The following is a 22,368-nucleotide window of genomic DNA, read 5'->3' as shown; positions in this document are numbered from 1 at the left end:
ATCGTATGTCAGGAGGCGGGCCGCCGTCGATTCGGCACGGCGGGCTGAGGCCGGGTCGGCTCGACCCGGCCGACACCCTCGGCGACACCGGAAGCCGCCGGCCTGCCCGGCTCGGCGCCCGGCAGCGTCGACAGGCGCCCCATCACCTCGGTCACCGTCGAACGCACGGCGATCCCGAACACGCCCTGCCCGCCGCGCAGCAGATCGATGACCTCCCCGGCCGACCGGCATTCGTAGACCGTGGACCCGTCCGACATGAGGGTGATCTCGGCGAGGTCCTTGACGCCCCGGCTGCGCAGCGCCTCGACGGCCTTGCGGATGTTCTGCAGCGACACCCCGGCGTCCAGCAGACGCTTGATCACCTTGAGGACGATGATGTCCCTGAAGGAGTACAACCGGTTCGAACCCGAGCCCGACGCGCGGCGCACGCTCGGCTCGACCAGCCCGGTGCGGGCCCAGTAATCGAGCTGCCGATAGGTGATGCCGACGACGCGGCACGCGGTGGTGCCCCGCCAGCCGCGGACTTGAGGAGGCGTGACCGGGACGTGTCTCGTCGATTCACTGTGGGCATCCATCGCATCCTCCGCACCATGAGTCTCCTCGAAGGTGAGAGTAGCGCCGGAAACGAGCACAATGGGCTGAACCAGAATATTGCTCGGCAGCTCAGCTCGGGTGCGGGGCCGCCCGCCCGCGCCACGACCTCAGCCGAAGTCCTCCGGACTGACCTCGTCGAGGAACTCGCGGAACTTCTCCACTTCGTCCTCTTGCGTGTCGGGCAGGACCACACCGGCCTCATCGAGGACCTCGTCGGCGCACCAGATCGGCGCATCCGCGCGCAATGCCAGCGCGATGGCGTCGGACGAACGCGAAGACACCCGCGTCTTGCCGTCCAACACCAGCTCGGCGTAATAGACCGTCTCGCGCAGCTCGGTGATCTCCACCGACGACAGCGTCACATCCAGCGCGTCGAGGACATCCCGCATGAGATCGTGCGTCAACGGCCGGGACAGCTGGACCTCCTGCTGCTGATAGGCGATCGCCGCCGCCTCGACGGTGCCGATCCAGATCGGCAGGTAGCGGTTGCCGTCCGCCTCTTTGAGCAGGACCACCGGTTGGTTGCTCGGGAGTTCCACGCGGACCCCGACTACGGTCATCATCCGCACCGGTTCGCCTCCAACGGGTGCCGTCTTCGCTGATGCCGGACCCGCGCCGGGTGCGCCCCGGGCGGGCCCCTTGTCTCTCAGCCTACTCGCAAATCGCCTCGACCCGATACGAGCGGACGCCTTGCGGGCGTCGAGGTCAGGCCGCGGCCGGCTTCGGGCCGCTGATGAACACGAGCCGGAACTTCCCGATCTGGACCTCGTCGCCGTTGCCGAGTGTCGCGGTCTCCACGCGCTCGCGGTTGACGTAGGTGCCGTTGAGGCTGCCGACATCGCGGACGGTGAAGCCGGCGGCGTCGCGGTGGAACTCGGCGTGACGCCTGGAGACGGTCACGTCATCGAGGAAGATGTCGGAATCGGGGTGACGGCCGGACGTCGTCACTTCCGTGTTGAGCAGGAAGCGGGCGCCGGCGTTGGGTCCGCGGCGGACTACCAACAGCGCGGTTCCCGCCGGCAGGGAGTCTGCCAGCCGTGCCGAGTTCAGCTCCGCGTCGACCTCGCCGCTCTCCTGGAGAGCGGAGAGGTTCATCGTGGCCGTCACATCCGGCGGAGGGAACTCATCATTCGAACGCGTCATGGATTGCCACCTTCTACAAGTCTGGACCCTCTGGTCACTCCGTAAGCTTCGCATACGCTCCCGCGTCGAGCAAAGCAGTCAGCGAGCCGGAATCCTCGACTTCGATGTCGAACATCCAGCCCGCCTGATAGGGGTCGCTGTTCACCAATTCCGGGGATTCCGACAGTTCGTCATTACATGACTGAATCTTACCGGTCACCGGAGCGTACACGTCGGAGACGCTCTTGGTCGACTCGACTTCGCCGATCACGTCCCCCGCCCGCACCTGGGTTCCTGCCTCCGGGAGCTGGACGAACACGACGTCGCCGAGCGCGTTCTGCGCGAAGTCGGTGATGCCGACGCGCACGACGTCGCCGTCGCCCCGCTGCTCGACCCACTCGTGCTCCGCGGTGTAGCGCAACTGCTCCGGAATCACCTGGTGCTCCCCTCTGAGAATCCCGCTCTGCGAGCCTGTGGCCCCCAAGCCTCGCCACGGTCGACGGCGGGTCGGACGCACATGACCGTATCGCTCAGCCGAGTCCGGTCGACGGCGGGGCCGCGATTGCGTGATCATGCCGATCGAATCGTGCCGGCGTGCAGCCCGGCGGCGCGTTCGCGGCGTATTCCTCAGGCCCGGGCGTGCGTGTGGGCGTGCTTCTCGCGGACGAGCGCGGAGGCCTGCCAGAGGTAGACGAACGCGGCGAGCCAGTACAGGCACAGGCCCCACCAGGCGAGCGCCCAGCCGAGGGGCATGGCCCAGTATTCGGCGGTCTCGACCAGACCGGCGATGACGAGTACGGGGAAGGACGTGAACACCACCGACGTGGCGGCCTTGCCGAGGAAGTGCACCTGCGGTGGGGCGTAGCCGTGCCAGCGCAGGACGATCACCAGGGTCACCATGGTGGCCTCGCGGGCGAGCACGGCGACCGTGAACGGCCACGGCAGCAGGCCGATGTAGGTGAGGGCGAGCAGCGCGGTGAGGATGTAGAGCCGGTCGACGAAGGGGTCGAGGAGGCGGCCGAGTTTGGAGACTTGGTTGAGCCGCCGCGCCAGCTGGCCGTCGACCCAGTCGGTGCCGCCGCCGACGGCGAGGACGGCCGCGGCCTGCCAGTAGTACTCGGTGGCGAGCAGGAGGTAGCAGAACAGCGGGATACCCGCCAGGCGTACGGCCGTCACCAGGTTCGGCCACGTCCAAACCCCCCAGCCGGTGGGCGCTGCTGAATTGCTCAAGGCTGTCCTCTCGACGGCCCGGGGCCGTGGGTTTCCTTCCGCTCGGCGAGCTTCGCGGAGCCGTGTTGTCGACGTGTTCGGTGGGTGTAGGCCGATTCTATCCCCAGGGGTCCGACACTGTGTTTCGGAAATTCGAGGCCGGTGATGTGTTGCTGACGGGCGGAGCCCGGCCTTATCGGGTTTTCACGATGCGTGCTAGCCGTCTTGACGAGAGGCTGGAAAGCCTCGATATCGATATATATCTAGTTAAAACGGTGAGCGAAAACAACCCGGGCCGAACTCGGCCCGGGTTGCGCGGCGTGTCCTATCGCGGGGGCGCGCCGGGAATGTAGCCCGCGCCCGCAGGCGGTTCCTTGCGGAAGTAGGCGTTGGCGCTCGGGACTGCCAGCAGGATGATCACCAGCAGCGAGCCGAGCGTCGCCAGAATGAGCACCGCCCAGTCGATGATGACGCTCCACGCGGGGAAGGCGTCGTAGGCGGCGTTGACCAGGGCCTCGGCGTCGAGGCCCTGGATCTGCTCATCGTTCGAGTTGTCGAAGGCCCACTGGAGCCACTGGCCCAAGAAGACCTGTCCCGCGAACAGGAAGCCGCCGCAGATGAGCACCAGCGGCTGGAAGATCCAGGTGAGGATGCGCCCGACTCGGTTGCCGGCGGCGTTGAGCAGTGCGAGCACCACCAGGATCGCGATGATGACGATCGAGATGATCAGGTTCGAGGCGCCCTCGAAGTTCGCGGTGTTGCCGGGCAGTTCGCTGACGTCGACGCCCTGGTTCGCCAGTTCGGCCTCGAAGGCGTCCTGGGCGTCGGGCCCGTAGACGAACGCGACGATCGCCGAGATCGCCAGCGCGAGCGCGAGCAGCAGCTGGATCGCCACGGCGGTCGTCACCGAGCCCGGACGGGGCTTCTTCTCTGTGGTCTGGGGTGTATCGGTCATGGTCCCTCCAATGATCAGCTGCCCTCAAGCTACCAATCATCGACCACCTTCGCTGGAAGGAACGCCAGTCCTACTTGAGCATGACTCGCTTCTAGTCTGCTGGGAGGGTGCTGCGGCGGTGCACCGCCAGCGCCGCGCCGATCACACAGCCGCTCATGGGCACCAGGAGGATCCACAGGGCCCACGTGGTGACCGCCGTGACGAGCAGTCCGCCGAAGAGGATGCCCGTGCCGCCGAGATCCTCACGGGCGTCGTGCAAGGCGTTCGCGAACAAGTCCCTCCACGACGCTCCCGGCGCCCAAGCGGCGGCGGCGCGCAGCACGACGGTGGCCGCGATGCCGGCGACGCCCATCGTCAGCAGCGCCATCCAGGTCCGCCCTGGCACGCCCTCCAAGGTGAGGACCGCGAGGTTCGCCGCGAGCAGCAGCGCGGCCCCGAGGGCGGCCAGGCCCACGATCCAGCCGCCGCGCCAGGCCGATCGCGCGTCGCGGACGAAGTCGCCCAGTGAGGAGGGCTCGCCGTCGATGAAGCCCGCGAGGTGGCGGGCCGAGGCGGCGAGCGCGGCCGGGATGGTCACCAGCGGCAGGGCCGCCACTGCGAACCACACACCGGTCAGCAGGCACTCGGCGAACAGTGCGAACGGCTTCGTCACGTACGTCGAGCCCTTGCGTCGCGTCCCGGCCACGCTCATCAGCCTCTCCTCTAGCCCTTGACGCCGGACGTCGCGATGCCCCGGATCAGGAAGCGCTGGAACACCAGGAAGAACAGCACCACCGGGACGAGCGACAGCAGCGTCATCGCCATCATGCCACCCCAGTTGGTGACGCCCTCGGTGTTCGAGTAGGCCTGGAGCAGCCTGGGCAGCGGGAACTTCTCCATGTCGTACAGGTAGATCAGCGGGCCGAGGAAGTCGTTCCACGACCAGATGAAGGTGAAGATCGAGGACGTCACGATCGCCGGGCGCAGCAGCGGCAGCAGGATCGAGTAGAAGACCCTGAAATGCCCCGCGCCGTCGATCTTGGCGGCCTGGTCGAGTTCCCTGGGGATGCCGCGCAGGAACTGGATGTAGAGGAACACGAAGAACGAGTCCAGGGCGAGGAACTTGCCGATGACCAGCGGCGTGAAGGTGTTGGTCATCTCCAGCTCGGAGAAGATCAGGTACTGCGGGATGAGCATGACCTGGCCGGGCAGCAGCAGCGTCGCGATGACGATGCCGAGCATGGCCGTCCGGCCCGGGAAGCGCAGGCGGCCCAGGGCGTAGGCGGTCATCGAGCAGGAGATCACCACGCCGATCACCGAGAGGCCGGCGATGACGAAGGAGTTCCAGAAGAACTGCGCCAGCGGGATGCCCGCGAGGCCGTCGAAGGCGTTCGCGAAGTGCTCCCAGGTGATCGTCTCCGGCCACAGCGCGGTGTCGGTGATGATGTCGGCGTTGCCCTTGAGCGAGGCGCCGATGACCCACAGCAGCGGGTAGAGCACGACCGCCAGGACGGCGAGCATGACCACGTGCCAGACGACGCTCTTGGCCTGCTCGGAGGCGGGTGTGCGGTTGCGGACGACGACCCGCCCGCTCGCGGTCTTGACGCTCATCGGTCCTCCCCTGCGTAGAACACGAGCCGTTTGGCGGCGCGGAACATGATGACGGTGACCACGCCGACGGCGAGCACCAGCAGCCAGGCGTACGCCGAGGCGTAGCCCATGCGGAAGTCCGTGAAGGCCAGCGTGTAGATGCGGACGGTGTAGAACAGGGTCGACCATGCCGGCGCGCCGGACTCGCCGCCGATGATGTAGGCCGGTCCGAACAGCTGGAACGCCCCGACCGTCTCCATCAGCACGTTGAAGAAGATGACCGGTGAGAGCATCGGCAGGGTGATGTGGAAGAACTTGCGCCACTTGCTCGCGCCGTCCACGTCGGCCGCCTCGTACAGCTCCTGGGGCACCTGCATCAGGCCCGCCAGGAAGATGACCATCGGCGCGCCGAAGCTCCACACGGCCAGCAGCACCAGCATCAGGATCGACACCGACGGGTTGCCGAGGAATCCGCCGCCTTCCCAGCCGAAGCTGCTCATGATGCTGTCCTGGACGCCGTTGTTGGAGAACAGGGACTTCCAGATCAGGGCGACACCGACGCTCATGGCGATCAGCGAGGGCATGTAGAACGCGGCGCGGTAGAAGCCCATGCCGCGGCGCTGCTGGGACAGCAGCATCGCGACGAACAGCGACGCGACGAGTTTGATGGGGACCGCGATGACCACGTACAGGATCGTGACGCGCACGGCGCGGTAGAACATCGGGTCGTCGAAGACCGCGGTGTAGTTCTGCAGGCCGATCCACTCACCGCCTCGGATGAGGTGGTAGTCGGTGAACGACAGGTACAGCGACCAGGCCATCGGTCCCAGGGTGAGCACCGCGGTACCGATGATCCAGGGGATCATGAACGTGTAGCCGGCGAGGCGCTCACCTCCGCGGGTCGCCGAGGAGCGACGCGTGGTCGCCCCTCGGGATCCGCGAACCGGTGGCGCTCCGGGCTCGCCTGCCGCGCCCTTGGTGGACTCGGCGGTGGAGGGAGACGCTGACACGGCTTGACTTCCTATGCGTTGTCGGTCGGTGGTTACTGTTCGGCGGCCAGCAGGGTCTCGGCCTCGGTGAAGAAGGTGTCGACCGCGTCGGCGACCGGCAGTTCACCGTAGAGCACCTGCTCGTAGATCTCTGCGAACTTGACCTCGATCGAGCCCGTCGCCGACGGCGGCGGCGGAGGCGGCGAGGTCAAGTACTGCTCGACGCTGGCCTCGTAGTCGAGCACCTGCTGGGAGATCTCGTCCAGCTCGACGTTCTCGCGGCCGACGTTGGTGGCCGGGATGCCGCGGTTGGTGCCGAGGATCGCGATGGCCTCCGGGTCGGTGAGCAGGAAGTCGATGAGCGCGGCCGACTCCTCGGGGTGCTCGGTGGTGGCGGAGATGCACAGCTGCATCGAAGGCTTGAGGTACAGGCCGAGGTTGTTCGGGTCCAGGCTCGGCGGCGCGGCCAGGGCCATGGTGCCGCCGTTCTCGGCGACGGTCGGGGCGTACCAGGCCAGGAAGTTGTCCCAGCCGAGGTCCGCGCCGATCTTGTCGAGGACGAACCCGTTCTCCGGCGCCCACTGCGAGGACACGTCGATGGGCGGGACCGCGCCGTCGGCGTGGAGCTGCTGGTTCATCGACCACCACTCGTTGAGCTGGCTAATGTCGAAGTTCAGCGCCGCACCGTCTTCGGTGTAGAAGCTGCCGCCCTGCTGACGAAGCCACAGCTCCATGAAGTGGTACTGGCCGGCGTAGTCGCCGCCGCCCCACCGCTCGCCGTCCAGACTCGCGGTGACGTCCTGGATGGCCTGGTGGTAGTCCTCCCAGCTGTAGCCGGCTTCGAGGGTGACACCGGCCGACTGGTACCAGTCGGAGCGGTAGATCAGTCCGAGCGTGTTCCCGGCGATCGGGACGGCGACGAGCTCATCGTTGACATAGCCGGTGTCGAGGAAGCCTTCGAGGAAGTCGGAGGTATCGACCAGGCCCTCGAGCGGCAGGAGCATCCCGTTGCTGCCGAACTGGAGCAGCCGCGAATAGTCCATGTTGAGCACGTCGGGCAGGTCCCTGCCGGCCATGCGCGTGGTCATCGACTCCCAATAGGTCGGGAAGTCGGAGAAGTTCGTGCGGACGGTGATGCCCTCGTTCCTCTCCTGGAAGAGGTCGACGGCCTGCTGAGTGATCTCGGCTCGTGCCTCGTCACCCCACCAGTCGAAGCTGATCTCGATCGGGTCGTCGGCGGTCCCGGCGGGTCCGTCGTCGCCGCAGGCGGCGGTGGCTCCGAGAACGGCGGCCGCGGAGGCGCCGGTGAGGAGCGTCCGTCGCCGTGCGCGGTATCGGTTGCGGATCATCGTTGATGCTCTCCTTCTTACAGAGGGGTCCCGCTCGCGCGGGCCTTCGGGATCTATTCAGTTGTCCCCGCCGGATGGCGGCGTTGGCGAGCCATCCAAGACATCGGCGGGGAAGTCTGCCAGGCGCGCCGCGGCGGCGCGCCATCGCGCCTCGTCGCCGCTCGGCGCGTAGCGGCGCGGCCGGGCCGACGCCCTGGCCGCCTCGCGGCGTGCCTCGGGGCCCGGAGCGATGTAGCCGAGGGCCTGTGCCTGGACGAGTGCGTTGCCGAGTGCGGTCGCCTCGTCCGGCCCGGCCAGGACCGGCCGGCCGGTGGCGTCGGCGGTCAGCCGGCACAGCAGCTCGTTGTTCGAGCCGCCGCCGACGATGTGGACCAGGTCGACCGCGCTCCCGCCGACGGCCTCGAGCCCTTCGATCGCGCGGCGGTGGGCCAGCGCGAGCGAGTCGAGGACGCAGGCGGTGATCTCGGCGGGAGTCTCGGGGACAGTCTGGCCGGTTCGGCGGCAGTACTCGCGCAGCCGCGCGGGCATGTCGCCCGGTTCGGCGAAGCCCGGCTCGTCGGGGTCGACGACCGAGCGCAGGCGGGGCATCTCGGCGGCCTCCTTGAGCAGCTCGCCCAGGTCGATGTCGATGCCGCGCCTATGCCAGGCGCGCATGGACTCCTGGAGGAGCCACAGGCCGGCGATGTTGCGCAGGAAGCGGATGGAGCCGTCGGCGCCGCGCTCGTTGGTGAAGCCCGCGTCGAGGGCTTCGGCGGTGAGGACCGGGCCGGAGCGCTCGGCGCCGACCAGGGACCAGGTGCCGCATGAGATGTAGGCGGCGTTCGCCGTCTCGTATGGGACGGCGGCGACGGCCGAGGCGGTGTCGTGGCTGGCGGTGGCGATGACCTTGGTGCTCGCCTCCACGCCGGTGTCGGCGGCGACGGCGTCGGTGAGGCCGCCGATGACGGTGCCGGTGGGCGTGATCGCGCCGAGCAGCTCGGCGCGGACGCCGGCGGCGGCGCACAGCTCGGCGGCCCAGGTGCCGGTGGCCTGGTCGACCAGGCCCGTGGTGGAGGCGTTGGTGGCCTCCCAGGCGTAGGCGCCGGAGAGCCAGTAGCCGAACAGGTCCGGCAGGAGCAGGAGCCGCTCGGCCGCTCGCAGCGTTTCGGCCCGCTCGGCGGCGAGCTGGAAGACGGTGTTGAACGGCTGGTGCTGGATGCCGGTGCGCCGGTACATGGCCTCGGCTCCGACCGTCTCGAGGACGGTCTCGCGCCGGTCGCGGGTGCGGCCGTCGCGGTAGCACACGGGGGTGCCGACCAGGTGGCCGCCCGAGTCGAGGAGGGCGTAGTCGACGGCCCAGGCGTCGACGCCGATCGCCTCGGCCCCGTCGACGGCGCGCAGTCCTTCGAGCACGCCGCTCCACAGGCCGAAGACGTCCCAGTAGAGGCGCCCGGCGGCCTCGACGGCGCGGTTGGGGAACCGGGCGGCCTCGGTGAGGTCGATCCGGTTCCCGTCCACGGCGGCGGCCATGACCCGGCCCGAGGAGGCGCCGAGGTCGACGGCGGCGATGAGGCGGCTCACCGGAGGAATCCTTGCGGGTTGCCCGAGTCGACGGGGATGTGGACGCCGGTGGTCAGGCCGAGGTCGGGGCCGACGAGCGCGTACACGGCGTCGGCGACCGATTCGGGCACGACCTCCCGCTTGAGGAGGGTGCGGCCAGCGTAGTACTTGCCGAGCTCGTCCTCGGGGACGCCGTAGACGGCGGCGCGCTGGGCGCCCCACCCGCCGGAGAAGATGCCCGAGCCGCGGACGACCCCGTCGGGGTTGACGCCGTTGACGCGGATGCCGTGCTCGCCGAGCTCGGCGGCGAGCAGGCGCACCTGGTGGGCCTGGTCGGCCTTGGTGGCGGAGTAGGCGATGTTCTTGGGGCCGGCGAAGACGGCGTTCTTGGAGACGATGTAGACGATGTCGCCGCCCATGCGCTGGCCGATCATGAGCTTGGCGGCTTCGCGGCTGACCAGGAAGGAGCCCTTGGCCATGACGTCGTGCTGGAGGTCCCAGTCGGCGGCGGTGGTCTCGACCAGCGGCTTGGACTGGGAGAGGCCGGCGTTGTTGACGACCAGGTCGAGGCCGCCGAAGGCGAGCGCGCAGCGCTTGACCGCCTCGCCGATCGCGTCCTCGTCGGTCACGTTGGCCGCGAGGCCGATCGCGACGTCGGTGCCGCCGACCTCGGCGGCGGCCTCGGCGGCCTTGTCGCCGTCGAGGTCGGCGATGACGACGCAGGCGCCCTCGGCGGCGAGCCGCTGCGCGGTGGCCTTGCCGATGCCGCTGGCCGCGCCGGTGATCAGGGCGATGCGGCCGGCCAGCGGCTTCGGCTTCGGGAGGCGCTTGAGTTTGGCTTCTTCGAGGGCCCAGTATTCGATGCGGAACTTCTCCGATTCATCGATGGGCCGGTAGGTGGAGAGGGCTTCGGCGCCGCGCATGACGTTGATGGCGTTGACGTAGAACTCGCCGGCGACGCGCGCGGTCTTCTTGTCCGGTCCGAAGGAGAACATGCCGATGCCGGGGACGAGGACGATCGCGGGGTCGGCCCCGCGCATCGCGGGCGAGTCGGGCTCGGCGTGGCGCTCGTAGTAGGCGCGGTACTCCTCGCGGTAGGCGGCGTGGCGCTCGGTCAAGTGATCGATCACTTCGTCGAGCGGAGCGTCGGCGGCGGTCTCGAGGACCAGCGGTCGGACCTTGGTTCGCAGGAAGTGGTCCGGGCAGGACGTGCCGAGTGCCGCCAGGTCGGGCATCTTCTCAGTGGAAAGGAAGTCGAGGACGGTGTCCTCGTCGCAGAAGTGCCCGACCTGGCGGCGGTCGGTGGAGACCAGGCCGCGGATGACGGGTGCGAGTGCGGCGGCGCGCTCGACGCGAGCAGCGTCGTCGAGCGGCGTCCACGTGTCGACGCGGGACCCGAAGGGGTTCGCCTTGCCGCGCTCGGCGATGAACGTCTCGCATCCGCGGATGATCTCCAGGGAGTTGGCTTCGCATTCCTCGGAGGTGGCGCCCCAGGCGGTGATGCCGTGTCCGCCGAGGACGCAGCCGATCGCCTGGGGGTTCCGGCGTTTGATCTCGGCGATGTCGAGACCGAGTTGGAAGCCGGGGCGGCGCCATGGGACCCACACGACCCGGTCGCCGAAGCATTCCTTGGTCAGCGCCGGCCCGTCGGCGGCGGTGGCGAAGGCGATGCCGGAGTCGGGGTGCAGGTGGTCGACGTGCTGGGCCTCGACCAGGCCGTGCATGGCCGTGTCGATCGAGGGGGCGGCGCCGCCGCGCCCGTGCAGGCAGTAGTCGAAGCGGGCGACCATCTCGTCTTCGGCCTCGACGCCGGGGTAGGTGCGGGCCATGGCGCGCATGCGGTCCAGGCGCAGGACGGCGAGGCCTTCGGCGGTGAGGGTGCCGAGGTCGCCGCCGGAGCCCTTGACCCACAGCAGCTCGACCGGCTCGCCGGTGACCGGGTCGGTCTCGGAGCCCTTGGCGGAGGTGTTGCCGCCGGCGAAGTTGGTGTTGCGCTTGTCGGCGCCCAGCCGGTTCGAGCGGGCGATGAGGTCGGATACCGGGTTCGACATTCAGGCCCCCCATCCGGCGGCCTGGCCGCCTTGGCGTTCGGACTTGATCTTCTCGGCGTAGCCCGAGCCGGCGTAGGCGGTCATCGGGTCGGGGTCCAGGCCCTGCTCGGTGCGCAGCTCGGCCAACAGCGGGCGGACGTCGGTGTTGTAGGCGTCCATCAGGATCGCGTTGGCGCCCAGCACGTCTCCGGCGGCCTGCGCCGCTTCGAGGGCGTCGCGGTCGACCAGGAGGGCCTTGGCGGTGGCCTCTTGGACGTTCATGATCGAGCGGATCTGGCCGGGGATCTTGGGCTCGATGTTGTGGCACTGGTCGAGCATGTAGGCGATGCCCGACTCGGGGCCGATCACCTCGCGCAGGGACAGCTCGTGGAGGATGCGGAACAGCTGGAAGGGGTCGGCCGAGCCGACCATGAGGTCGTCATCGGCGTAGAAGCGGGAGTTGAAGTCGAAGCCGCCGAGCTTGCCGGCGCGCAGCAGGAACGCGACGATGAACTCGATGTTCGTGCCGGGCGCGTGGTGGCCGGTGTCGATGACGACCTGGGCCTTGGGGCCGAGCTCGGTGCAGTGGGCGAACGCGGTGCCCCAGTCGGGGACGTCGGTGTGGTAGAACGACGGCTCGAACAGCTTGTACTCCAGCAGCAGCCGCTGGTCGTCGCCAAGCCGGTCGTAGACCTCGGCGAGCACTTCGGCGAGGCGGTCCTGGCGGGCGGTGATCGAGTCCTGCCCGGGGTAGTTGGTGCCGTCGGCGAACCACAGCTTCAGGTCGCTCGAGCCGGTCGCGTCCATGATGTCGACGCACTCCAGCAGGTGATCGGTGGCTTTGCGCCGGATGCCCGCATCGGGGTGGCAGACGCTGCCGAGCATGTAGTCGTCGTCCTGGAACGTGTTCGAATTGATCGTTCCGATCCTCACGCCCTGGTCGGCGGCGTAGGCGGCCAGCTCGGCGTAGTCCTCGACCCGGTCCCAGGGGATGTGCAGCGCGACCGAACCGGCCGAGCCGGTGAACCGGTGCACCTGGGCGGCGTCGGCGATCTTCTCGAACGGATCGCGCGGCACGCCTTGCTGGGCGAACACCTTGAACCGGGTACCGGAGTTCCCGAACGCCCACGACGGCGTCTCGATATTCTGACTCGCCAGCACCCGCTTCGCGTGCCCGACTGCCTCACTCATTGACCGGCTCCTCTGCCATTCGTGGCCGCAAGTTGGTCCTCAAGGTGGAACACTTCCGTGAGCACGTTGAACGACTCGTCCGCGGCGGCGCCGCCGGTCCCTTCGAAGAAGGGCGCCATCTCGGCTTGCCACCGGGCGTTGACCTCACGCTCGGCCATGGCGGCGCGAGCGGCGTCGAAGTCCTCGGTTTCGAGATAGCCGACGAGCAGGCCGTCGTCGGACAGGAAGAGCGAGTAGTTGGACCAGCCGGTCTCGGCCAGGGCCCGCAGCATGTCGGGCCATACGGCCGCGTGCCGCTCGCGGTATTCGGCGAGGCGGTCGCGGCGCACTCGAAGGGTGAAGCACGCTCGCCCGGTCGACGAGGCGTGCGAGCCGTCACTTGACTCGGTCACGGGGGTACCTCCTTGAGGTCGTGGTCACGATTATTACATCTGGATGATTGAATCGTTTCACGTGGGGGTCCCGTTAACATAGGACGCGCCTGCCAGCGCTGTCAAGGCCCATCCGGAGACATTTCTGTGACCGGTTCGCGATATGCTTCCCCTGCTCTCGGTGTTGCGTTGAGTCGTTTCAACGTCTGCGGCCCGTCCCTCCCCGGCCGGGTCCGTCTCCGCGGAGCCCCCCACGGCGCAGCGTGCGCGGCATGCGTTGGCCCGCCTTAGACTCGATGAGGTGACGATGACCACTAGCAGCATGAAAGACGTCGCGCGCGCGGCGGGCGTATCGGTCGGGACGGTCTCCAACGTGCTCAACCGGCCCGAGGCCGTGGCGGAGGAGACCAAGCGGCGCGTCCTGGCGGCGATCGCCAAGCTCGGATACGTCCGCAACGACTCGGCGAGGCAGTTGCGGGCCGGGCGCAGCCGCAACGTCGCGATCGTGGTCCTGGACGTGGCCAACCCCTTCTTCACCGACGTGGTCCGCGGCGCCGAGCCGCTGGTCGACTCCGCCGGCGGCGTGGTCACGGTCTGCGACTCCGGCGAGGACGTGCGCCGTGAGCAGCGCCAGCTCGAGATCCTCGAGGAGCAGCGAGTCCTGGGCCTGCTCATCACGCCGGTCGACGACTCCTCGGCCGAGCGGCTCGAGCGCCTGACCGCCCACGACATCCCGGTGGTGCTGGTCGACCGCGGCGCGGGGCTGCACCCGCACTGCTCGGTGGCCGTCGACGACGTCCACGGCGGTCGCCTGGCGGCCCGGCACCTGGTCGAGCACGGCCACTCCTCGATCGCGTTCATCGGCGGCCCGCTGTCGATCCCGCAGGTCCGCGACCGCCTCGCGGGCTGCCGGGAGGTCTGCGAGGAGGCCGGTGCGGAGCTTGAGGCGTTCACCTCGGTGAGCCTGAACGTGGACGGCGGACGGGCCGCGGTCGAGCAGATGCTGGGGCGGCAGGACGCCCCGACGGCGGTCTTCTGCGCCAACGACCTGGTGGCGCTCGGGGCGCTCCAGGGGCTGACGATGCACGGGGTGAAGGTGCCCGAGGAGTGCGCGATCATCGGCTACGACGACATCGACTTCGCCGCCGCCGCGGCCGTGCCCCTGTCGTCGGTGCGCCAGCCGCGGGCGCAGCTGGGGCGCACGGCGGCGCAGCTGCTGTTCGACGAGATCGCCGAGGGCGAGGGGCACACCCACCGCAACGTGGTCTTCCAGCCGGAATTGGTGGCTCGTGCGTCGACGGCCGCCGACATGTAGGATGACGCCGTAGCTTTACCGATAAAGCGATCGGTGGAGCGCATCTTCGCGACGCTCACGACCCCCCTTGGAGGCACTCATGGCGCAACATCGAGCCCGCATCGAATTCGACCCCCGCTTCACCGTCGCCGAGGTGCCCGACCGCCTCTTCGGCTCCTTCGTCGAGCACCTGGGCCGCTGCGTCTACACCGGCATCTACGAGCCCGGACACCCGACGGCCAACGCGGACGGCCTGCGCGGCGACGTCCTCGACCTCATCTCGGAGCTGGGCCCGACGATGATCCGCTACCCCGGCGGCAATTTCGTCTCCGGCTACCGCTGGGAGGACGGCGTCGGCCCCAAGGAGGACCGGCCCCGACGCCTCGACCTGGCCTGGGGCGTCACCGAGACCAACCAGTTCGGCCTCGGCGAGTTCATGAAGTTCTGCCGGACGGTCGGCGTCGAGCCGAACATGGCCGTCAACCTCGGCACTCGCGGCATCCAGGAGGCGCTCGACCTGCTCGAGTACGCCAACCACCCCGGCGGCACCTACTGGTCGGACCTGCGCCGCTCCCACGGCGATGAGGAGCCCTACGGCATCGAGCTGTGGTGCCTGGGCAACGAGATGGACGGCCCCTGGCAGATCGGCCAGCGGACCGCCGCCGAGTACGGGCGCATCGCCGACCAGACCGCCCGCGCGATGCGCATGATCGACGACAAGCTCGACCTGGTCGCCTGCGGCTCCTCCAGCCGCGCCATGCCCACGTTCGGCGCCTGGGAGGCCGAGGTGCTCTCCCACTCCTACGAGTCGGTCGACTACATCTCCGCGCACGCCTACTACCAGCCGCGCGACGGCGACTTCAAGAGCTTCATGGCCAGCGCCCAGGACATGGAGCTGTTCATCGACGGCGTCATCGCCACCGCCGACGCGGTGGGCGCGAAGCTCAAGAGCGACAAGAAGATCAACATCTCCTTCGACGAGTGGAACGTCTGGTACCAGAGCGCCATGCACGACCAGCCGCACGAACGGTGGTCCGAGGCGCCCCGCCAGCTCGAGGACAAGTACTCGGCGATGGACGCGGTCGTGTTCGGCTCACTGCTGATCACGCTGCTGCGCCGCTCGGACCGCGTGACCGCCGCGTGCCTGGCGCAGCTGGTCAACGTCATCGGCCCGATCATGACCGAGCCGGGCGGCCCCGCGTGGCGCCAGACGACGTTCTTCCCCTTCGCCGAGGCCAGCAGGTTCGGTCGCGGCAAGGTGCTGCGCGTCAACGCCGACTCCCCCGCCTACGAGACCGAGCTGTACGGGACGGTCGAGACGCTGCACTCGGTGGCGGTGGCGAACGAGGACGGCTCGGTGACGGTGTTCGCCGTCAACCGGGACCTGGGCTCGCCGATGACGCTCGAGGTCGACGGGGCCGCCCTCGGCGCGCTCGGGGAGGTCACCTGCTCGACGCTGACCGACACCGACCCGGACGCGAAGAACACGCTGGAGGACCAGACCCGCGTGGCTCCGGCCGAGAACACGAGCGTGGCCGTCGCCGAGGGCACGATCACGGTGGAGCTCCCGGCGATGAGCTGGAACACGATCCGCATCCAGCCGAAGTAGCGGCACGACACCGCTCGGGCCTGGACGCGCGGCGCGTCCAGGCCCGAGCGTTCGTCTACTGGGCGAACAGCTCGGTCAGTTCGTACAGCTCGTTTGCGGCGTCTCGCTCGCCCTTGACGGCGATGGCCTCGGCTGGCAGGCGCCGCCACAGCCACATGAGGATCTCGCGGGGCGTGCCGGCGACGGTGGCGCGGACGTCGTCGGCGATGCCCTCGGAGACGTCGACGGCCTCGGAGGCGGCGCGCAGCGTCCACGCCCCGGCCGTCGCGTCGATGCCGACAGCGAGTCCGGCGAGCTCCTCGAGCCGCTCGCCCATGCCGTGAGGAAACGCCCTCGAACTCCAGGCGAACGAGATGGTGAGGGTCTCCTCGATCGCGTCGAGAGCGAAGTCGGGGTCGACCGGTCCGACCTCGCGGCCCGCGGCGAGCTCGGCCTCGGCTCGGCACACGAGGGTCTCGACCGCCGCGCGCCGGATCCAGAACCCGACGGTCTGGTCGGGGCCGTACCAGGTGTGGGCGAGCCTCTCAGGGCCGCGGGCGTCGAACTCGGTCAGCAGTTCGGCCAGCGCGGCGTCGAAGCGTTCGAAGGTGCCGCCCCTGCGCACCAGTTGCTCAGCGTGCTCGGGGGCGCGCAGCAGCCGCATGCATTGGAGCTTGTGGTCGTAGGACCAGGTGACGTGGTCGAGCAGGTCGGTGGCGGTCCACTTGGGCATGGTCGGGACCTGAGCGGTCGGCCCGGCCTGGGCGACCGCGGCCTTGAGGCGGCCGGACTCGTCGATGAGGTGCGACCGGAGGGCGGAGGGTTCCATGCCGCGATCCTTCCACATGGCCGCAAGCGGCTTCGGCGCTCAGGCGCACTGCCAGGTGAACACGGCCCGCTCGAAGCGCCGGGCCTCGAGGTCGGCTTCCTGGATGAGCCAGTAGAGGGTGCCGGCGTCGCCCCACATCATGCTGGAGGCGTCGTCGGAATCGATCTGGGCGAGCAGGAGCCACCGGTCGGCCTCGCCGTACTCGGGGCGGTCGGCCGCGCCCGGGAGTTCGGCGGCGGCGCCGGCGGCCTCGAACTCGACCGGCCACTGGACCGACAGCGGATAGCCGCCGACCTGGTGGCAGACGCTGACCGACAGTTCGTCGTAGACCGCCTCGGTGAACGCGTCGGCATCGAGGGGGTGGCCCTGGCCGCGGGCGGCGCGGTCGCCGAAGACGGCGGCGATGCGCGCGCCGTCGGGCTCCGGCGCGGTGGTGACCGCCCCGGCGCGCAGGTACTGGCGCGGGTAGGGCTTGACGAGCGCGGGGGCCTGGCGGTGTTCGACCGCGGCGCCGGCCGGGATGTACAGGACGCGGGCGCCGTCTCGGGTGCCGCGCTGAAAGGCGCCGACGATCTCGGCGCCGTCGTCGACCTGGCCGTCGAAGTAGAAGAACAGGAGCCGCCCGGCCTGGGGCAGACGGAAGCCCTCGATCGCGATCCGGGCGCAGTCGAAGGACGCGATGAACGTCAGCGGGCCGTGCCCGTCCCACTCGGGCCAGGACTGCGCCGCGGGCAGCTCGGGTTCGCCGCCCAATTGCGCCGCAATGGGGTCGCTCCCGGCGGCCCAGTCGAACTGGACCGCCGGCTTGAGCAGGCGCTTCCACCGCTCCGCCACCTCCGGAGGCAGGTGCTGGTCAGCCAGCGCGGCGAGCTCCTGAGAATCCGTCATCTGGGCACCGTAGCGCATCTGTGCGACACCGGTGATGCACGCGGGCCGATGATCCCCCGAGACGGGAGCGGCGGTCCTCGCCGACTTGGCAGGTCTCGTTGCCAGGGTTGTGATGGCAGACCGGTCGCCTATAACTCGCTTCCGATATATATCAGTGATTTCAGGACGTGGTGGCCCGGTTCGAGGACGCCGCGCAGCACCGGCAGCACGGTGTTCGGCCAGTACAGGTGCGTGCCCGGCATCGGCTCGATCAGGGCGGCCTCGCGGCTGGAGCTGCCGTCGATGATCTCGCTGCGGATGCCGTGACTGGTCACCACGGCCTTGTTCTCGCTGATCTCGGCGGCGTGCCCGATGCGAGGGACGCACCAGCCGCCCTCCCCCACGTGCAGCGTCCGCTCCGTCCCGATGATGTGGACGCGGGCGTGCCAACCGTCGACCGCCGCTTCGAGTGAGGTGGTGATCGCCACGTCCTCCCACGGCTGCCAGGTGACCGTCAGGACGCCGCTGTCGTCGATCGCGCCCTCTTCGGAGTCCTCGCGGCCACGCCAGTGGCGCCCGTCCTCCGAGAGCATCAGGGCCCCGTCGGGTACGGCGGCCTCCAGGCCTGGCCCGGCCACCGAGTGCGAGAAGCCGGCCAGGGTCGAGTAGGCGAACTTGCCGTAGGCCTCCTGCCCGCCGCGCGCCCAGGGGTGCCACGCCTGGCCGTTGAGCCGCGTGACGTTCCCGCCCCGGTCGCGCACGTGCACGGCGCGGGCGGCCTTGTGCGGCTCGATCCCGGGGCGGGGCGCAGTGGCGCCTTCAGTCCAGAAGGGATGCTCGGGGCCGGCGAGCAGCCCGGCGAAGACCTTGGTGGCCCACCAGGGCGATCCGGCGGTCAGGTACTGCTCGACCAGGGCGTCGTTCGGATAGCCGTAGCCCACGGTCAGGCGGCCGTCGGGGTCGAGGATCGGCTTGTCCCACCACCAGTCGAGGTGGCGGCGCGCGTGCCCGGCGGCCTCGCCCCACGGCACGGCCTCCACATTGGCCGCGGCCAGCGCGCCCCACAGCGAGCCTTGCGCGAAGCGGTAGCCGAGGCTGCGCCCGTACGGCACGGCGGCGCCGTCGCCGGCGAACCACGAGCCGAACTTGCGGGCGAAGCGGATCGCGGTCTCGACGTAGCGTGCGTCACCGCTCAACTTGTAGTGCAGCAGCGCGTAGGTGTGGAACGCGAAGGGGTTGTAGTAGTCGATGCGTCCGCCCGGGCCGTCCTCGAAGACGGAGTCCCCGAGGGCGAACTCCCCCATCCGCTCCAGGTGGGCCGTCGCGACGCCGCCGTCCTTGTCGATGCCGACGCGGTCGAGTCCGTGTCCGACGAAGACGGGGAAGTAATGCCAGTTCGTGTCCGGCACCGACGCGGTGTAGGCCGATCGCATCCAAGCGGCGAGCTTGTCCTTCGCCTTGGGCTCCAGCGGTTCCCAGAGTCGTTCGGGGGCGAGGGCGAGGCCCCACCCGACGGCGGCGGCCTCGACGAGGCGCTGACCGCCGGCGGCGGAGTCGCCGATGTACCAAGGATCGTCGGGGTCGAGCGCCCGCGCGAGCGTCTGCGCGAGCGCGGCCCACGACTCGTCCGGCAGGGCGTCCTTCGCGGCGGCGAGCCCCCACAGCGGCCGCGTGAGCAGCTCGAACCAGTTCTCGGTGTGGGAGTGGTTCGACATGGTCACCGGCATCATCTCGGGCCCCTGGGAGGCGAGATCGACGGCGGGTCGGCAGATCGCCGTTGCGGCGGCCTGCCAGCCGTCATAGGTCGGTTGCAGCGGTCCGTGTATGCGCAATGGGGAGGTCACAACGGCACACGCTATCAACGTGGGACAGGGGCGGCAACCCACGCGCCGAGGCGGTGATCCGGTAACGGATCGAAGGGCGGCCCCGCGGGGCCGCCCTTCAAGGTTCGACCGGTTCGACCGGCTCGATCGGCGCTCGCCTGAAGAACCATCCGAGGACGATGGTCAGGGCGGCGATGGAGGTGATGGTGGTGGCGGCGGAGAGGAGCCCGGCACCGAAGATCCATCCGATGAGGAGGCCGACGCCGACCATGTAGCTCGCCCAGGCGGCTCCGGCGATGAGCGCCATGCGGCTGTGCGCGTAGCCCGGTGTGGCGACAGCGGCCCAGGCCAGGGCGGTCCTGCCGGCCGGCAGGAAGCGGGCGACGACGGTGGTCCAGCGCGGGTGGCGCCGGAGCGTGCCGCGCAGTCTGATCTCCAGGAGGGTGATGCGGGCCGAGCCGAAGATCGGCCGCTTCATGCGTCCTCGGGTGTAGCGCAGTGCCCGGTAGCCGAGCACGTCGCCCAGCCAGGAGGCGAACGCGGCCCAGGCGATGAGGCTCGCGATCAGGAGCGTGTCGCCGACCAGGAAGCCGGCGATGGTCGCGATCGTGGTGGCGCTCGGGACCATCGGCACGAAGAAATCGGCGATGACCAGAGCCACCAGCAGCAGGGCCACGATCGGCAGGCTAATACTCAAGTGCTTCTCGTATTCACTTGGAAGGACGGGGCGGGGCCGCTCTCGGCCCCGCCCCGTTTCACTACTTCGTCGAGGCGCCGACGAGCTCGCGCCGCTCGTCGGCATTGGTCTCGGCGAGGTGCTGCTGCAGCTTCTCGCCTTCGACGTCGACGTTCGGCACGATCCGGTCCAGCCACTTGGGGATCCACCAGCCGCCGCGGCCGAGCAGGGCCATGACCGCCGGAATGATCGCCATGCGCACCACGAAGGCGTCGAAGGCCACCGCCGCGGCGAGGCCGAAGCCCATCGCCGCGATGAAGACCTCGCCGCTGAAGATGAACGCGGCGAAAACGCTGATCATGATGAGCGCGGCGGCCACGACCACCCGCGAGGAGTGGGCGTACCCGTCCTGGATCGCCTGCTTCGGCGTGTCGCCGTGGACGAAGGCCTCGCGGACCCGCGTGAACAGGAAGATCTGGTAGTCCATCGCGAGGCCGAACACGAGGCCGATCATGATGATCGGCATCATCGACATGATCGGGCCGGGTTGTTCGACGCCGAACAGATCGCCCATCCAGCCCCACTGGAACACCGCCACGAGCGCGCCGAGCGACGCGAAGACGCTGAGGACGAACCCGAGCGTCGCGGTGATCGGCACCATGATCGAGCGGAACACCAGCAGCAGGATCAGCGTCGCCAGGCCGACAACGACGAGCATGTACGGCACCAGCGCGTCGTTGAGGCTGTCGGAGATGTCGATGTTGATCGCGGTCGAACCGGTGACCGCCCAGTCGGCGTCGTCGCTGCCGGCGAGGACGTCGCGGATCTCGTGGACGAGGTCGTTGGTGGTCTCGTCGGCCGGCGAGGTCTCCGGGATCACGGTCACCAGCACGGTGTCGCCGGCCTCGTTCGGGAACGCCTGGCCGACCACGGCGATGCCGTCGACCGCGTGCAGCTCGTCGGTGACGTTCTGCGCGGCGGCGATGGGGTCGGCGCCTTCGGTGAGGTCGCCGACGATGAACAGCTGGCCGTTGAAGCCGGGGCCGAAGCCCTCGCTGACCAGGTCGTAGGCGCGCCGCGCGGTGTTGTCCTCGGAGAACGACCCGGCGTCGGGCATGCCGAGCTCGAGGTCGGAGGCGGGGATGGCGACCGTGCCCAGACCGATGATGCCGACCAGGCCCACCAGGATCGGGTGGCGGGTGACGAAGCCGCCCCAGCGGCGCCCCCCGTTCGGCTTCTCGTCGTGGCGGCCTTCGGCGATGCGGGCCCGCTGGCGGCGGGTGAATACCCGCTTGCCGGTGAAGCCGGCCAGGGCCGGCAGGAGGGTCACCGCGATGACCACGGCGATGAGGACGGTGACGCCGGCGGCGACGGCCATCTCGGTCAGGAACGGAATGTTCACGACCGACAGGCCCAGCAGCGCGACGATCACCGTCAGGCCGGCGAAGAAGACCGCCGATCCGGCGGTGCCGACCGCGCGTCCCATCGCGTCGGCGCGGGCCGTCCTGTCCTCGACGCGTCCGTCCGCGGCGAGTTCGTTGCGGTAGCGCGAGAGGATGAACAGCGCGTAGTCGATGCCGACCGCGAGGCCGATCATGGTCGCGAGGGTGCCGGTGTCCTCGGAGACGTCCATGAAGGACGTGGCCGCCAGGATGCCGGCGGTTGTGAGCATGACGCCCAGGACCGCCGTGACGATCGGCAGTCCGGCCGCCAGCAGCGCGCCGAAGGTGACGATGAGGACCAGCAGGGCCACGCCGATGCCGATGAGCTCGGTGAGCCCGCCGACGGGGAACTCCTGGAGCACGTCGCCGCCGACCTCGACGGTCAGCCCGGCGTCGCGGGCGTCCTCCACGGTCTGTTCGAGGTAGTCGACGGTCTCGGTCTCGAGTTCCATCGACGGTTCGGCGTAGGTGACCTGGAGGACGGCGATGTCCTGCCCCTCGGGCGCGATCATGCCGATCGGGTTGCCCTCGGGGTCGGTGTCGAACGGGCCGGTCACACTGGAGACCTCAGGCGATGCGCGCATCGCCTCGACCGCCTCGGTGATGACGGCGGCGTTGGCTTCGTCGGTGAGGGGCTCGCCGTCCTCGGAGGCGAAGACGACCTGCGCCGTGGCGCCGTCGGCGTTCTGCTCGGGGAAGCGGTCTTCCAGGAGGTCGAAGGCCTCCTGCGATTCGGTGCCGGGGAGGCTGAATTCGGGGTTGGTCTCCTGTTGGAGTGTCGCGGCGGCGGCGACGACACCGCCGACGACGAGGATCCAGAGCGCGAGGACGAGCCATCGCAGTCTGTATGATCCTCTGCCCAGACGGTAGAGGAAGGTGGCCACAGGCGGGTGCTCCATTCGTGGTCGAGTACCCGGTCCCGCCTGGTGTC

General features: G+C 69.4%; 21 protein-coding genes. 2 read left to right on the top strand and 19 right to left on the bottom strand.

The genetic code is table 11. The features are described from left to right. Positions 1–8: 8 nt before the first annotated feature. The 14 genes from ACYVK3_RS11460 to ACYVK3_RS11395 form a co-directional block, all read right to left on the bottom strand. Entirely contained in the window at positions 9–575 is a 567-nt protein-coding gene (locus ACYVK3_RS11460) for a MerR family transcriptional regulator (RefSeq protein ID WP_460497444.1), read from the bottom strand. A gap of 126 nt (positions 576–701) precedes the next feature. Beyond that, positions 702–1,163, bottom strand: coding sequence for a bifunctional nuclease family protein (locus ACYVK3_RS11455; protein WP_460497443.1), 462 nt, complete (start codon positions 1,161–1,163; stop codon positions 702–704). A gap of 136 nt (positions 1,164–1,299) precedes the next feature. After that, positions 1,300–1,737, bottom strand: a complete 438-nt coding sequence (locus ACYVK3_RS11450) for an FHA domain-containing protein (RefSeq protein WP_460497442.1) — start codon at positions 1,735–1,737, stop codon at positions 1,300–1,302. A 34-nt stretch (positions 1,738–1,771) separates the two neighbouring features. After that, positions 1,772–2,152, bottom strand: coding sequence for a glycine cleavage system protein GcvH (gene gcvH / locus ACYVK3_RS11445; protein WP_460497441.1), 381 nt, complete (start codon positions 2,150–2,152; stop codon positions 1,772–1,774). 191 nt (positions 2,153–2,343) lie between these two features. Then, positions 2,344–2,946, bottom strand: coding sequence for a CDP-alcohol phosphatidyltransferase family protein (locus ACYVK3_RS11440; RefSeq protein WP_460497440.1), 603 nt, complete (start codon positions 2,944–2,946; stop codon positions 2,344–2,346). 304 nt (positions 2,947–3,250) lie between these two features. After that, positions 3,251–3,880, bottom strand: coding sequence for a hypothetical protein (locus ACYVK3_RS11435; RefSeq protein WP_460497439.1), 630 nt, complete (start codon positions 3,878–3,880; stop codon positions 3,251–3,253). 91 nt (positions 3,881–3,971) lie between these two features. Continuing rightward, on the bottom strand, positions 3,972–4,571 hold the full coding sequence (locus tag ACYVK3_RS11430; RefSeq protein WP_460497438.1) for a hypothetical protein: 600 nt from the start codon (positions 4,569–4,571) through the stop codon (positions 3,972–3,974). An 11-nt stretch (positions 4,572–4,582) separates the two neighbouring features. After that, positions 4,583–5,470, bottom strand: coding sequence for a carbohydrate ABC transporter permease (locus ACYVK3_RS11425; RefSeq protein ID WP_460497437.1), 888 nt, complete (start codon positions 5,468–5,470; stop codon positions 4,583–4,585). Then, positions 5,467–6,459 (bottom strand): carbohydrate ABC transporter permease, encoded by a 993-nt coding sequence (locus ACYVK3_RS11420; protein WP_460497436.1) that lies wholly within the window; start codon positions 6,457–6,459, stop codon positions 5,467–5,469. The genes ACYVK3_RS11425 and ACYVK3_RS11420 overlap by 4 nt, the downstream gene beginning before the upstream one ends. 32 nt (positions 6,460–6,491) lie before the next feature. Then, the gene (locus ACYVK3_RS11415) at positions 6,492–7,787 is read right to left on the bottom strand and encodes an ABC transporter substrate-binding protein (RefSeq protein WP_460497435.1); all 1,296 of its coding nucleotides are present in this window, start codon (positions 7,785–7,787) and stop codon (positions 6,492–6,494) included. 57 nt (positions 7,788–7,844) lie between these two features. After that, positions 7,845–9,347 carry a rhamnulokinase gene (locus ACYVK3_RS11410; protein WP_460497434.1) on the bottom strand — a complete coding sequence of 501 codons (1,503 nt, stop codon included), beginning with the start codon at positions 9,345–9,347 and terminating at the stop codon, positions 7,845–7,847. Beyond that, entirely contained in the window at positions 9,344–11,377 is a 2,034-nt protein-coding gene (locus ACYVK3_RS11405) for a bifunctional aldolase/short-chain dehydrogenase (RefSeq protein WP_460497433.1), read from the bottom strand. Before ACYVK3_RS11405 ends, ACYVK3_RS11410 begins: the two co-directional genes overlap by 4 nt. Further along, positions 11,378–12,547 (bottom strand): L-rhamnose isomerase, encoded by a 1,170-nt coding sequence (gene rhaI / locus ACYVK3_RS11400; RefSeq protein ID WP_460497432.1) that lies wholly within the window; start codon positions 12,545–12,547, stop codon positions 11,378–11,380. After that, positions 12,544–12,939 (bottom strand): L-rhamnose mutarotase, encoded by a 396-nt coding sequence (locus tag ACYVK3_RS11395; protein WP_460497431.1) that lies wholly within the window; start codon positions 12,937–12,939, stop codon positions 12,544–12,546. The genes rhaI and ACYVK3_RS11395 overlap by 4 nt, the downstream gene beginning before the upstream one ends. Positions 12,940–13,225: 286 nt before the next feature. Here ACYVK3_RS11395 and ACYVK3_RS11390 point away from each other — a divergent pair, with 286 nt between their 5' ends. Both ACYVK3_RS11390 and arfA read left to right on the top strand, forming a co-directional pair. After that, positions 13,226–14,233 carry a LacI family DNA-binding transcriptional regulator gene (locus ACYVK3_RS11390; RefSeq protein ID WP_460497430.1) on the top strand — a complete coding sequence of 336 codons (1,008 nt, stop codon included), beginning with the start codon at positions 13,226–13,228 and terminating at the stop codon, positions 14,231–14,233. 79 nt (positions 14,234–14,312) lie between these two features. Continuing rightward, a complete protein-coding gene (gene arfA / locus ACYVK3_RS11385; RefSeq protein WP_460497429.1) occupies positions 14,313–15,821 on the top strand; it encodes an alpha-N-arabinofuranosidase in 1,509 nt (502 codons plus the stop codon). 55 nt (positions 15,822–15,876) lie between these two features. On the opposite strand, the gene ACYVK3_RS11380 is transcribed toward arfA, so the two are convergent. The 5 genes from ACYVK3_RS11380 to ACYVK3_RS11360 all read right to left on the bottom strand — a co-directional run bounded on the left by ACYVK3_RS11380 (position 15,877) and on the right by ACYVK3_RS11360 (position 22,321). Next, complete coding sequence (locus ACYVK3_RS11380; protein WP_460497428.1) at positions 15,877–16,629, bottom strand: maleylpyruvate isomerase mycothiol-dependent enzyme family protein; 753 nt, start codon at positions 16,627–16,629, stop codon at positions 15,877–15,879. 39 nt (positions 16,630–16,668) lie between these two features. Beyond that, positions 16,669–17,517: a YwqG family protein gene (locus ACYVK3_RS11375; RefSeq protein ID WP_460497427.1), complete on the bottom strand. Its 849-nt coding sequence runs from the start codon at positions 17,515–17,517 to the stop codon at positions 16,669–16,671. Positions 17,518–17,645: 128 nt separating this feature from the next. Then, positions 17,646–19,340 carry a DUF2264 domain-containing protein gene (locus ACYVK3_RS11370; protein WP_460497426.1) on the bottom strand — a complete coding sequence of 565 codons (1,695 nt, stop codon included), beginning with the start codon at positions 19,338–19,340 and terminating at the stop codon, positions 17,646–17,648. A gap of 97 nt (positions 19,341–19,437) precedes the next feature. After that, a complete protein-coding gene (locus ACYVK3_RS11365; protein WP_460497425.1) occupies positions 19,438–20,016 on the bottom strand; it encodes a DedA family protein in 579 nt (192 codons plus the stop codon). A gap of 61 nt (positions 20,017–20,077) precedes the next feature. Then, positions 20,078–22,321: an MMPL family transporter gene (locus ACYVK3_RS11360; protein WP_460497424.1), complete on the bottom strand. Its 2,244-nt coding sequence runs from the start codon at positions 22,319–22,321 to the stop codon at positions 20,078–20,080. Between the last annotated feature and the right edge of the window lie 47 nt (positions 22,322–22,368).

This window comes from Glycomyces tarimensis, assembly GCF_054776215.1.
This window is presented reverse-complemented; position numbering and strand designations above follow the sequence as displayed.

What these genes read in the sequence shown, in the direction of transcription:
- ACYVK3_RS11380 (WP_460497428.1), bottom strand. Translation starts at nt 16,629, where the DNA reads ATGGAACCCTCCGCCCTCCGGTCGCACCTCATCGACGAGTCCGGCCGC.
- ACYVK3_RS11460 (WP_460497444.1), bottom strand. Translation starts at nt 575, where the DNA reads ATGGATGCCCACAGTGAATCGACGAGACACGTCCCGGTCACGCCTCCT.
- ACYVK3_RS11430 (WP_460497438.1), bottom strand. Translation starts at nt 4,571, where the DNA reads ATGAGCGTGGCCGGGACGCGACGCAAGGGCTCGACGTACGTGACGAAG.
- arfA (WP_460497429.1), top strand. Translation starts at nt 14,313, where the DNA reads ATGGCGCAACATCGAGCCCGCATCGAATTCGACCCCCGCTTCACCGTC.
- ACYVK3_RS11415 (WP_460497435.1), bottom strand. Translation starts at nt 7,787, where the DNA reads ATGATCCGCAACCGATACCGCGCACGGCGACGGACGCTCCTCACCGGC.
- ACYVK3_RS11390 (WP_460497430.1), top strand. Translation starts at nt 13,226, where the DNA reads ATGACCACTAGCAGCATGAAAGACGTCGCGCGCGCGGCGGGCGTATCG.
- ACYVK3_RS11425 (WP_460497437.1), bottom strand. Translation starts at nt 5,470, where the DNA reads ATGAGCGTCAAGACCGCGAGCGGGCGGGTCGTCGTCCGCAACCGCACA.
- ACYVK3_RS11450 (WP_460497442.1), bottom strand. Translation starts at nt 1,737, where the DNA reads ATGACGCGTTCGAATGATGAGTTCCCTCCGCCGGATGTGACGGCCACG.
- ACYVK3_RS11375 (WP_460497427.1), bottom strand. Translation starts at nt 17,517, where the DNA reads ATGACGGATTCTCAGGAGCTCGCCGCGCTGGCTGACCAGCACCTGCCT.
- ACYVK3_RS11405 (WP_460497433.1), bottom strand. Translation starts at nt 11,377, where the DNA reads ATGTCGAACCCGGTATCCGACCTCATCGCCCGCTCGAACCGGCTGGGC.
- ACYVK3_RS11435 (WP_460497439.1), bottom strand. Translation starts at nt 3,880, where the DNA reads ATGACCGATACACCCCAGACCACAGAGAAGAAGCCCCGTCCGGGCTCG.
- rhaI (WP_460497432.1), bottom strand. Translation starts at nt 12,547, where the DNA reads ATGAGTGAGGCAGTCGGGCACGCGAAGCGGGTGCTGGCGAGTCAGAAT.